Annotated in this window: 13 protein-coding genes; 10 read left to right on the forward strand and 3 right to left on the reverse strand. The window is 35.7% G+C overall.

Annotation, left to right across the window (positions count from 1 at the left end; translation table 11 throughout):
- The 6 genes from repM (at window position 1) to E5Y90_RS17190 (ending at window position 5,536) form a co-directional block, all read left to right on the forward strand.
- Window positions 1-924, forward strand: coding sequence for a replication initiation protein RepM (gene repM, locus E5Y90_RS17165; protein ID WP_004282204.1), 924 nt, complete (start codon window positions 1-3; stop codon window positions 922-924).
- Window positions 925-991: 67 nt separating this feature from the next.
- Complete coding sequence (locus tag E5Y90_RS17170) at window positions 992-1,519, forward strand: plasmid replication DNA-binding protein (RefSeq protein ID WP_174660729.1); 528 nt, start codon at window positions 992-994, stop codon at window positions 1,517-1,519.
- An 81-nt stretch (window positions 1,520-1,600) separates the two neighbouring features.
- Window positions 1,601-2,752 carry an IS4-like element ISAbe18 family transposase gene (locus E5Y90_RS17175; RefSeq protein ID WP_096901158.1) on the forward strand — a complete coding sequence of 384 codons (1,152 nt, stop codon included), beginning with the start codon at window positions 1,601-1,603 and terminating at the stop codon, window positions 2,750-2,752.
- Between the two features lie 481 nt (window positions 2,753-3,233).
- Complete coding sequence (locus tag E5Y90_RS17180) at window positions 3,234-4,148, forward strand: Abi family protein (RefSeq protein ID WP_136144791.1); 915 nt, start codon at window positions 3,234-3,236, stop codon at window positions 4,146-4,148.
- Window positions 4,133-5,077 carry an endonuclease/exonuclease/phosphatase family protein gene (locus E5Y90_RS17185; protein ID WP_228724003.1) on the forward strand — a complete coding sequence of 315 codons (945 nt, stop codon included), beginning with the start codon at window positions 4,133-4,135 and terminating at the stop codon, window positions 5,075-5,077. The genes E5Y90_RS17180 and E5Y90_RS17185 overlap by 16 nt, the downstream gene beginning before the upstream one ends.
- Window positions 5,078-5,080: 3 nt before the next feature.
- Window positions 5,081-5,536 (forward strand): hypothetical protein, encoded by a 456-nt coding sequence (locus E5Y90_RS17190; RefSeq protein ID WP_174660730.1) that lies wholly within the window; start codon window positions 5,081-5,083, stop codon window positions 5,534-5,536.
- A gap of 258 nt (window positions 5,537-5,794) precedes the next feature.
- On the opposite strand, the gene E5Y90_RS17195 is transcribed toward E5Y90_RS17190, so the two are convergent.
- Window positions 5,795-6,313: a hypothetical protein gene (locus E5Y90_RS17195; protein WP_174660731.1), complete on the reverse strand. Its 519-nt coding sequence runs from the start codon at window positions 6,311-6,313 to the stop codon at window positions 5,795-5,797.
- 188 nt (window positions 6,314-6,501) lie between these two features.
- On the opposite strand from E5Y90_RS17195, the gene E5Y90_RS17200 reads away from it, so the two are divergent.
- Window positions 6,502-7,095: a recombinase family protein gene (locus E5Y90_RS17200; protein WP_174660732.1), complete on the forward strand. Its 594-nt coding sequence runs from the start codon at window positions 6,502-6,504 to the stop codon at window positions 7,093-7,095.
- A gap of 3 nt (window positions 7,096-7,098) precedes the next feature.
- The gene (locus E5Y90_RS17560; protein ID WP_228724002.1) at window positions 7,099-7,662 is read left to right on the forward strand and encodes a hypothetical protein; all 564 of its coding nucleotides are present in this window, start codon (window positions 7,099-7,101) and stop codon (window positions 7,660-7,662) included.
- Between the two features lie 374 nt (window positions 7,663-8,036).
- Here the strand turns inward: E5Y90_RS17560 and E5Y90_RS17210 are convergent, their stop codons facing one another.
- Together E5Y90_RS17210 and E5Y90_RS17215 are read right to left on the reverse strand one after the other, a co-directional pair.
- Window positions 8,037-8,228 carry a YqaE/Pmp3 family membrane protein gene (locus E5Y90_RS17210; RefSeq protein WP_004282089.1) on the reverse strand — a complete coding sequence of 64 codons (192 nt, stop codon included), beginning with the start codon at window positions 8,226-8,228 and terminating at the stop codon, window positions 8,037-8,039.
- Window positions 8,229-8,257: 29 nt separating this feature from the next.
- On the reverse strand, window positions 8,258-8,539 hold the full coding sequence (locus tag E5Y90_RS17215; protein WP_174660736.1) for a mobilization protein: 282 nt from the start codon (window positions 8,537-8,539) through the stop codon (window positions 8,258-8,260).
- Window positions 8,540-8,748: 209 nt separating this feature from the next.
- Here E5Y90_RS17215 and mobQ point away from each other — a divergent pair, with 209 nt between their 5' ends.
- Both mobQ and E5Y90_RS17225 read left to right on the forward strand, forming a co-directional pair.
- Complete coding sequence (gene mobQ, locus E5Y90_RS17220; RefSeq protein WP_174660733.1) at window positions 8,749-10,185, forward strand: MobQ family relaxase; 1,437 nt, start codon at window positions 8,749-8,751, stop codon at window positions 10,183-10,185.
- 101 nt (window positions 10,186-10,286) lie between these two features.
- Window positions 10,287-10,520, forward strand: coding sequence for a hypothetical protein (locus tag E5Y90_RS17225; protein WP_174660734.1), 234 nt, complete (start codon window positions 10,287-10,289; stop codon window positions 10,518-10,520).
- Window positions 10,521-10,722: the final 202 nt, after the last annotated feature.

Here is a 10,722-nt window from a genome sequence, read left to right on the forward strand (position 1 = left end):
ATGAAAACCGAACTAATTGTCAAAGATAACGCTTTAATTAATGCTAGTTATAACCTTGATCTAGTAGAACAACGATTAATTCTTTTAGCTATCGTTGAAGCCAGGGAATCAGGTAAAGGGATAAATGCTAATGATCCATTAACAGTTCATGCTGAAAGTTATATCAATCAATTTGGTGTACATCGAAATACTGCTTATCAAGCCTTAAAAGATGCTTGCGATGACCTATTTGCAAGACAATTCAGTTATCAAAGTCTTAGTGAAAAAGGTAATGTCATTAATCACAAGTCAAGATGGGTAAGCGAGGTTGCTTATATTGATAATGAGGCTGTCGTTAGACTTATTTTTGCTCCAGCTATTGTGCCTTTAATAACTCGATTAGAAGAACAATTTACAAAGTATGAGATACAGCAAATAAGCAATTTAACGAGTGCTTATGCTGTTCGCTTATATGAAATATTGATTGCGTGGCGTAGTACCGGAAAAACGCCTCTTATAACTATCTACGATTTCAGACAAAAAATAGGTGTACTCGAGACTGAATACAAAAGGATGTACGATTTTAAGAAATATGTTTTAGACATTGCATTAAAGCAAGTAAATGAACATACCGATATTAATGTCAAAGTTGAACAACATAAAACCGGCAGATCCATTACGGGCTTTTCATTTAGCTTCAAACAGAAAAAGTCAGCAACAAATACAGCCAATGACATTAGTCAGGACAAAGAACTAAAAATCAATTTGACTGATGCACAACGATATTTATTTGCTAGTAAATTATCAGAACTTCCTGAGATGGCTAAACTTTCACAAGGTAATGAAAGCTATGAACAGTTTGCTGCTCGGATTGTAACCATGCTGCAAGAGCCAAATAAATTAAAAGAATTTATGCCATTACTTCGAAAAGTCGGCTTTCAATGAATGATGTCAATTGACATAGTAAAGTTAACAATCAACTATTAACACTATTTGAAAACTGGTTTACATAATGAAAAAACTGTCAGTTTCAGAACTAGCGAAATTATATGGATATTCAAGACAAGCTGTATATGCCCATATAAAGAAAGGAAATTTATCGAAAGGATCGGATGGATTAATTGACTTTTCAGAAGCCTTGAGAGTTTTTGGGGAACCACAAAAAAGCAATTCTAGTGTCAACCAAAGTCAATCAACTAGTAGGCATAACTTAACAGAAGTTGACTTGCTAAAACGTCAAGTTGACATGCTGGAAAAACAATTAAATCAGGCAATACAGAGAGAAAATCAATCATTAGAACGTGAATCGTTTTATCAAGAACAGATTGAGGCCATGCAGCGCTTACTGGAAGCTCCAAAAGCCAATATGACTACGTTTACCGATCATGAATCTGAACAGGATATAGCAACAGATTCTCGGCCACAGACTGAATCGAACTATGACGGATTGACTACTCCAGAGAACAAACGCATCCCTGTTCCAGAACATATTGAGCCTACACCTAAAAAGAGGGGCTTCCTGAGCACTGCTGTCCCATAGTTTGCTTTAAATAAAAAAACCTGAGTCCTAACAGTTAAAATATGAGTGCAAACAAACACTTTAACGACCAGGATTCAGGTTTTGTCACATCAGAATACCGTATTTCATGAGCTAATTAAACCTGTTGTGCGACAGGATTTTGAACAACTTGCTAAAGTACACCATGTTGGACAGAAATTTAGAGCGGCTTCCCGGTGGGATCAGTTTATTGCCATATTGATGTCTCAATTCTCTTGTAGGCAAAGTCTGAGAGATATTCAATCCAATTTGGAGTGCCAACAGGAAAAGCTAAGTCATCTCGGAGCAAAGTCTATTCCCCGAAGCACGCTGGCACGAATCAATGAGCAGCAGCCTGCTACCTTGTATCAACAGCTATTTTACAAGTTGCTTAAATACTATGAACACTCAAAAGTAGCTCATAAATTTCGCTTTAAGAATCCCTTGTATTCCTTGGATGCCAGTCATATTGACCTGTCGCTTTCCTTATGTGAATGGGCCAAAGTTCACGACTCAAAAGCCAGCATGAAACTCAGTATAGGATTGAATCACAGCAATGATATTCCTGAGTTTGTTGCAGTTGAAAATGGCAAAGAAAATGACATGGTACAAGGCCGCAAATTCCAGTTTCCTGCTGGCAGCATTGTAGTTTTTGATAAAGGCTATGTCGATTACCAATGGTATGCAAATCTGACTGCTCAAAACATTGGATTTGTCACACGTTTTAGGCCTAAATCTGTGTATCAGGTGATCCAGCAACATCCAGTGCTTGAATCCAAAGGTATTCTAAAAGATGAAACCATTCAGCTGAATAGCGCACATGCCCTAAAAAGAAAAGCCCCAGTGTTAAGAAGAATTGAATATAGAGATCAGCAAAGTGGCAAGCACTTTAGCTTTCTCAGCAATAACTTTCATTTAGCCGCCTCCACCATTGCGGCGATTTATAAAGATCGTTGGAAAGTTGAGCTGTTCTTTAAGGCGATTAAGCAGAATCTCAAATTAAAAGCGTTTCTAGGCCGCAGCAGGAACGCAATTCAGACACAAATCTGGATTGCGATGATCGCCTATTTATTGGTGAGTTTCGCTCGACATTTAGGAAAAACAGGTTGGACAGTTCAACGTTTACTCAGAATAATTCAAGTGAATTTGTTTGAAAGAAGAACTTTAAAAGCTTTATTTTCACCCGATAAAATACCCATAAAACAAGAGGAAGCTCAAATGAGCTTCCTCTTGTGAAAAATTGTGGGACAGCAATGGCTTCCTGAGTCGTTTTTTCCTTCCTTACGGTTAACCAGGACTCCACTTTTTTGATGAGCCAATTTCAGTGCAAGCACATGAAATAATGACTCCTCAAAAAACCGGATGATGTTTATTAAAACTGAATAAAATCGTGGAACATTGCTTATTTATTAAGCGTGGAACACTAAAAAAGATAAAAAAAGCCCGAACAGGGATGTTCGGGCTATCAACTAGGAACTACAGCGTTGAATTTTCAAGAGAATTATAACGCATTTCGTATAAGGTGTATTATGTTAATTTTAGATAATCTTAATAAAATCAATAGATTTGACATATGCATGTAAATTTATTGACATATGCATGTATATTTATTATAGTAAATCTAACAACACCTGTCGGCGACTATTTGTAATCTTATGATTAACAAATAAGCATAAATGACAGGTTTTTTTATGCCTGTTAAATTAAGTTATTAATTATGAATAAAATCAGATATTCAAAAAAACCAAATAGCATTAATGACTTAATAACAAAAATGGCTAGTAGAGGATTAGACTGCTCAAATCATACTTTGACCCAACAGTCTTTAAAGTACATTGGATATTACAGATTACGAGGATATTTTTATCCTTTTTATAAAATGGATATCTCTCAGAGAAAACCCAAACCTATAGAACCAAAAAGCTTTGTACCTAATGTAAAGGTTGAAGATATTCTTGATCTTTATGAATTTGATAGAAAGCTTAGACTGATAGTTTTAGAAGAAATACAAAAAGTTGAAGTAGCTCTACGGACTTGCTTATCTGAATACATGTCTAATAAATACAATAATGCTCATTGGTTCATGGATATGAGTATTGTATCTAGTGAATTTAAACATGAAGGATTATTTCAAAAAATTCAGGATTCCAAAGAACAATTTATTAAGCATTATCAAGATAAATATGATTCACCTAAATATCCACCATCTTGGATGATTACTGAAACTTTATCATTCGGTACATGGTCAAAGGTCTATAAAGATTTATTGAGCGAAGATAAAAAGGAAATTGCTAGAGCTTTTAATGTTCCCAGTGCAGATATAATGGAATCATGGTTTCATACTCTTTCTCATCTAAGAAATTTATGTGCACATCATAATAGGATTTGGAACAGAAACTTTGGTGTGTTTTTCCCTCGAGCCTTAGACACATTAGAATCTCATTTTACTAAAAAATTCACTTTATATAGTCGTTTAGTACCTTTAAGACACCTATCTAATAATGTTTCTATTTCAAATGGAATGACTGAAAGACTACAAAATCTTTTCAATTCAGCTCCCTCAATTGTGACATTAGAAAAAATGGGATTCTCAACTGACTGGGATCAATCAGATTTATGGAAATGCCATTAACTGACTCACATTTAGTTGTGAATAATTCTGATCTAAAAATAATTATATGGAATGCCCAAATAAGTTCAGCTAGGTCACCGGTAGATCAGCGAAATTGGAGAATTAGCAAGCGTTTTATTTCTAGTATGATTTTTCAAGGAATTGATTTCTTTGGAATAGTAGAAATAGACGAAAACTCAGTAGGATATTTGAATAGTATTTTCACTCGTTTTGATCTTCCATATAGAGTCGCAAATGGTACTCAAAAAAGAGGAAATACTAGATTTGATACCTGCATCATCTATCGTTCAGATAAATTTGCGCTAATCCTTACCCCTAATAACCAAGATTGTGAAAATACAGATTCAAGTTATAAAGGAGAGTTTTCTAAAAGTGGTCAAAAATATGACTTTTGGGATCTCAATAATCAAGAAATGTTAAGCTTCGTATTAGTGCATTGGCCCAGCATATTGACACCCGAAATTCATAAAGTAAGAGAGAAAGTTGCTCAAAACTTAAGGTTTCATCTCGATAACTGGCTATCCCAAAATAGTAATATTATTATTACTGGAGACTTTAATACTGAACCATATTGCACTAGCCTAACAGAAGATTTGTGCAGCTTTCGAGAGCCTAAATCTCCAAGTCGAAGCAAAAATGGATTTGAACTTCTTTATAATCCATCTTGGAATTTATTGAATGTTCCCCCTCCTTTAAGCATTCCATTACCATATCCAGCTCTCGGCACTTACTTTTACAAACAAAAAAACCATCAGCATTGGTTTAACTTCGATCAAGTTATGTTTGCTAAAAATTTAATAGAAGGGGAATCAGGATGGAAGTATGCTGAGAATTCACTAAAAATATTAAATCTTTTTGATCTTACAAACTCTAAAGAGCGTTGGTCTGATCACTTACCAATCCAATTTAACCTTACTTGGAGATCATAACTGATGAGCCATTTTAATTTTGAAGAAAGTATCTCTGTAGGTATTGAACGGGCAAACGTTGCTGAAGTTAATAAACAAGAGATTGCAGAAATCTTTGAGGATTTTTCTGAATCTTTTAAAAGAGCATCAAATAATAAAATTTTTTCTAAGATAGAAAAACAAACACGTACCTTGCGGAATAAGACATCAAATCCTTTATTTTCTAGTACTGTAGCTATGATGCATAGCCTTAATGAATATTCTTTCGAATCTTATAAAGCCCTTATTTTATCTAATGGGGCTAAATCATATGCAATTGCTGAAATTATAGAAAATGAAGATGGTTATCCACTAAGAATAAAAGTCAAAGACGATACATCAGCATATTCTGATAAAGAAAGCTTAATTGAAGGTTTATCTCATCTAGTTTCAAGAACTGAAGTGGGTACATTCTATAAGGCTCTTATGGCTGACGATTAAAAATCTTACCCAAATAATGGGAACTATTATTTTATTCGGATGTCTTCTATTTTTATTTTCTTTAAATAAAGTGCCTAATTTAGGCTAAGGTAGATTCAAAATTAAGCTACCCCGTAGCTAGGATACTGGAAGCAGTCCATTGTTTTAGCAGGGTAGTTGTACTATTTCATTCACGTAGAGAAAGCATAACCTCCATTGGAGGACATGCTTCACTACGAAATTTTCATAATCACTAAACTTAAAGTAGCAATCCTATAACTATTTAGCAGATGCTTCTTTTACTTGAGCATCAAATCTTTTAAGTGCATTAAAAGCCTTACTATCTACAGCACCATCTACAATGGCTACTTCATGTGCGCCTTTGCTAGTTGATACCCTCATCCATGTTCTTTTTGATTGCAGAATTTTAGTTAAAAAGCTATAGCTAGTAACCATTGTAACTTGAGAATAGTTAGCTCCTACAGCTTCATCAAAACGAGTAACTCCAAGTGGTTTTAAAGTAATCATTTCTCCATCAATATTAAAAGATACTGAGTGAATATTTGCTATTTCATTGAATAGTTGAATAGTAATACCAACGTTATCAGGCTGATCATCTAACCATGATGCACCAACCATTGGGCACACCATACTTTTACATGCTGCACCATGCGGAGCAATTGCTACACTTTTTACACCATCAAAATTACTTACTGCTGTCTGTGGATTTAATCCTGATGTTGTTGCACAACCTATAGTAAAAAGACTTACTAACCCGATGATTAATATTTTTTTCATAAAAATCTCTTAATTATTCAAAAGTAAACTGAATATAGCATTATAAGTATTTAAGACTGATAAAAGCTATCATTAGACTATACTCAAAAAATAATAATATTTAATGATAAAAAACATATCAATAAACTATCTTTTTTAATTAAATGATATTATTATCATAATACTTATAAAATAGGTTTAAATGAGAAATGACAGTTCGAATCTACGTAAGAGCAAGTACAAAAGACCAAGATGCAGAAAGAGCATTAGACGATTTAAGAAAGTTTGCCTTAACCATAAAAGCTGATGTGAAAGAGTATGTAGAGAACGAATCAGGTACAAAACTAGATCGTCCTGTATTGAATAGATTATTAGATGAATCAAGAAATGGAGATACGTTGTTAGTTGAAAGCGTAGACCGTTTATCTAGACTATCTCAAAATGATTTTGATGTATTGAAAGGTCGCATTAAAGAAAAAGGATTAAAGCTAGTTGTTGCTGATCTACCGACTACACACATGCTTGTTAATTCAAGCGACAACATTACAAGCTCTATTCTAAATCTTGTAAATAACATGCTCATAGACCTGTTAGCCACTATGGCACGTTTAGACAATGACAAGCGTAGAGAGCGAATTAAACAAGGTTTAAAAAGAAGCGGATACAAACCTACAGGCAAAAAAGCTGATACAGCTAAACATGCTAGAATTAAAGAATTGAATGCTAAAGGCTTAATAAAAGAAGAAATAGCAAAGGCTGTAGGGTGTGGCGTTGCTACTGTATATAGAGTTTTAAAAGGATAGTATATGGATGTTTGTAGTTGGGATTGGTCAATTATTGCTACCTATCAAAATGTGATGGGAACTTATTTAGGAGTAGCGGCAACAATAGCTTCACCGATAATAGTTGCTGTATATATATATAACAAATGGCATGATCAGAAAGGTAAAGAAGTTATAGCAAATGAAGCTAAAAAACTATTAGATAATGTGAATGAATTAAAAATTAAAAGAAATATTTTAAGTAATATGTATCTTATTGAAGATATAGATAAAATTGAAAGTACATTATCTGATTTTAGAGATAAAAATAGTAAAATCATTATTGAAATTGACTCATTTATAGATTTAATAAAAAAGAAGAAATTTAAAACAACTGAAATACTTTTAATTAGAAATGTTATGTATGATCTATATATAAAAATTACTTTAGTTTTAGATAAAATAAAAAATATAGATCAAATAAAGACAAGTAAAGAAATGGGAAATATTGGTAATTTTCTCGATAAGTATCAGTCGGAAATATTAAAGCTAATAGATATACTTGTATCACATGCTTTATATATGGAAACTCCATCTAAAAGCGCATAGGCGCACAGCACCTCACACGTTTGAATAGCCACCAATTTTCTAGACACCATTTAGTTAGTTAAAATGGCTATTTAACATAAAATCTCTTATGCGAAGTCAAAAAAGTAGCCCCATACCCTTATTGGATAGGAGCTTTGTGGCAAAATAGAGTGAATGCGATAAAAATGAAACCCTCTAATTCTTGTTTTAATTATTTTTCTAACTAAGAATTAGAGGGTTAATTTTTTTCCCTCTGGAGTTTTATAGTTATTGTTATAAGATTTATTAAATCACTTATTGCTCAAATAATCCTCACAATCTGATCATTTACTCATGGATAAGTGTGATGGAAATCACAAAATTAATCAGATCTAAAAATCACACAATTACACTATTTATGATGAGCGAATTGCTCTTTTAATTTTCTGATCAGTCTTGTATTGCGACAAAGCATAGACCGCCCAGATGGCAGCCGGGATCCAACCTAAAACTGTAATCTGAAGTAGCAAACAAATGATGCCTGCAAATGGTCGTCCTATGGTGAAAAACAGCAGCCATGGAAAAATTAAAGCAATTAGCAATCTCATTTCAAATTCCTATGTATCTTTTCAAAAAATTAATAATTAACTGCCGGTAGATCAAACAGCTTACGATCTCTTTCATCCGTTAAATACTTATCCATCTGAGCAATTAATTTAGCTCTGGCTTGTTCATCATCTTCGGTGATTTTCAACATGCAGGATCCGATTAAAATCTTACGTCTGGTATCGTCCTTTCTTGCCTGTTCTTTCTCTTTGGCTCGTTCTCTTGCCAGTGCTGCCTGTCTTTGAGCTTTAAGCTGTTTCAGCTTTTCTTCCTGGGCTTTAATTTTGCTGTCTAATGTTTCAGTAACACTCATTAATCCAATACCATCATCCTGGGAAACCATCCCTAACATAAGCGCACTTGAATCTGCATTCAAGGTGCTATATGTATAGTAATGTTTTCCTCGAAGAGCGCACTTATGCAAACTTCGTTTGCAAGTACGATTGGGGTCTCCCCAATACCCCGACAACCGTATTCACGGTTGTATTTCACTACGTGAAAATTTAAAAGCGAAAAATAGACATGGCGATTTACCACTTTTCAGTCAAAACCGTAGCACGATCAGCAGGGCGTTCCGCCACTGCTGCAATCGCTTATCGGGCCGGTGAAAAGATCTATTGCGAACGTGAAGGCCGGGAACATGATTACAGCCGAAAAACTGGCGTGGAATATAAAGAGATTTATTTACCCAAAGACGCACCAGAGCATTTAAAAAACCGGGAAAGACTCTGGAATGAAGTAGAACAGCGAGAAACACGAAAAAACTCGACAGTTGCCCGGGAATTTGAAATCGCTTTTCCAAGTGAATTAAATCAGGAACAACGCCTGGCCATGCTCGAAGAACTATGCGCCAGTATCGTGGACAGACATCAGGTGGCTGTCGATGCCTGTATCCATGCCCCGCATACTGGATCCGGCAGCGATGAACGCAATTATCACGCCCATATCCTGATGAGCACACGCAAGCTCACTCCCGAAGGTTTTACCGAGAAAACCCGGGAACTGGATCAGAAACACAGTGGAGAAATCGAACACTGGCGGAAACACTTTGCCGATATCTGCAATATGCACCTGGACATGGCCGGATACACCGCCCGAGTCGACCACCGCAGCTACAAAGACCAGGAGAATGGTCTGGAAGCCACCCTGCACGAAGGGCCGAAAGTCACCGAACTGCGCCGAAAAGGGATTGAGACCGAAATCAGCCGTAGTAATGATGAAATCAAACAGAGAAATCAGGCGCAGCTGCAATACGGCAAAAATATGGATCTGCTGATTGCTGAAAATGAGATCAAACTCAGCACACTGAAAACTGAACAGCAGCCCCAAATCAAAAATAGCGCTAAAACGTCACCAATTGACGAAAAAGCCCTATTTGAGGAAAAACAGAGGGAAACCCTTGGTAAAGTGCTAAATCGCGAAATCAGCGCAAAAGACGCGAATCTAGACCTGGATTTTATGCAGCGCAATCTCAAACAAGCCGAAATAAACCTGACCAAGCACCACAAACATCAAAACGAGTTCAATCAGCACCTTGCCCAGGAGATCGTGAAAAGCGGACTCAAGCAAAGTCATGACAAATTGCAAAGCCTGGTCGATCAATACAACGAATTAACCCAGAACAAACCCTTACTGTTTGGAAAAAAAGCCTGGGAAGCCCAACGTGATGAGATCTACCAGGAACACAAAAAGTTGAAAGGTCAGCATGAACACCAGAAAAAACATGGTGTGAAGGATTTATTGGAGAATAAAAAGTTCAAAGAACATGCCTGGAAGCAGTACCAACAACAACATCCGGCCAAAGCCAAGCAATACCAGACTCTATACCCATCCTATCAAGTCATTAAAAAATGTGTGGATGAGATCAAAGCAGAACAACAGATGAAACTCAGACAAGAACAACAGCTCAAAGCACAGCAACAAGCTCCTAAAATGAAATCTCGTGGCATGAGTCGATAAACAGAGCGAGTGTCTACGAGCGAACTGAGAAAATTTGCCCATCCCTTTCCCTGATTACAAGCTCCCTATCCATCAATCACCTGCATCACAGAGCATCCCGCATGGGTGCGAACTTTCCAAGTTTGATTCCTAAATCGAGCGTAGCGAGAAAAAAAGCTCATGAGCGAAGCGAATTCCGAGCTGCTTTTGATCTTGCTTTTGCTTTTTCTCAAATTCACGAAAATATGAACCAAAAATTGCCCCGACGAATCGAGCGAAAGCGAGATTCAATAGAGTTTGAGCGAAGCGAAAACCAAGGGCAATTTTTCATGAAATATGCTTTTAATTATTTTTAAGCTTTTAAATGCTTTTAGATAGCCTGTAAACCTGAATTTATAAGGCTTTGAGAGATTATAAAACGAGGTTTACCTTGCATTAAAACGAGGTTTACCTTGCATTAAAACGAGGTTTACCTTGCATTAAAACGAGGTTTACCTTGCATTAAGCGAGTTGATAATATAACCTCGTCTTATTGACTTAAAAATATAAATTTTTCAT

The organism is Acinetobacter sp. 10FS3-1 (genome assembly GCF_013343215.1).
In the GTDB taxonomy this organism is placed as follows: domain Bacteria; phylum Pseudomonadota; class Gammaproteobacteria; order Pseudomonadales; family Moraxellaceae; genus Acinetobacter; species Acinetobacter lwoffii_C.

Coding starts and splice junctions, on each gene's coding strand:
- E5Y90_RS17190 (WP_174660730.1), top strand. CDS start 5,081: ATGAGCCATTTTAATTTTGAAGAAAGTATCTCTGTAGGTATTGAACGG.
- E5Y90_RS17185 (WP_228724003.1), top strand. CDS start 4,133: ATGGAAATGCCATTAACTGACTCACATTTAGTTGTGAATAATTCTGAT.
- E5Y90_RS17180 (WP_136144791.1), top strand. CDS start 3,234: ATGAATAAAATCAGATATTCAAAAAAACCAAATAGCATTAATGACTTA.
- E5Y90_RS17170 (WP_174660729.1), top strand. CDS start 992: ATGAAAAAACTGTCAGTTTCAGAACTAGCGAAATTATATGGATATTCA.
- E5Y90_RS17195 (WP_174660731.1), bottom strand. CDS start 6,313: ATGAAAAAAATATTAATCATCGGGTTAGTAAGTCTTTTTACTATAGGT.
- repM (WP_004282204.1), top strand. CDS start 1: ATGAAAACCGAACTAATTGTCAAAGATAACGCTTTAATTAATGCTAGT.
- mobQ (WP_174660733.1), top strand. CDS start 8,749: ATGGCGATTTACCACTTTTCAGTCAAAACCGTAGCACGATCAGCAGGG.
- E5Y90_RS17215 (WP_174660736.1), bottom strand. CDS start 8,539: ATGAGTGTTACTGAAACATTAGACAGCAAAATTAAAGCCCAGGAAGAA.
- E5Y90_RS17225 (WP_174660734.1), top strand. CDS start 10,287: ATGGGTGCGAACTTTCCAAGTTTGATTCCTAAATCGAGCGTAGCGAGA.
- E5Y90_RS17210 (WP_004282089.1), bottom strand. CDS start 8,228: ATGAGATTGCTAATTGCTTTAATTTTTCCATGGCTGCTGTTTTTCACC.
- E5Y90_RS17560 (WP_228724002.1), top strand. CDS start 7,099: ATGGATGTTTGTAGTTGGGATTGGTCAATTATTGCTACCTATCAAAAT.
- E5Y90_RS17200 (WP_174660732.1), top strand. CDS start 6,502: ATGACAGTTCGAATCTACGTAAGAGCAAGTACAAAAGACCAAGATGCA.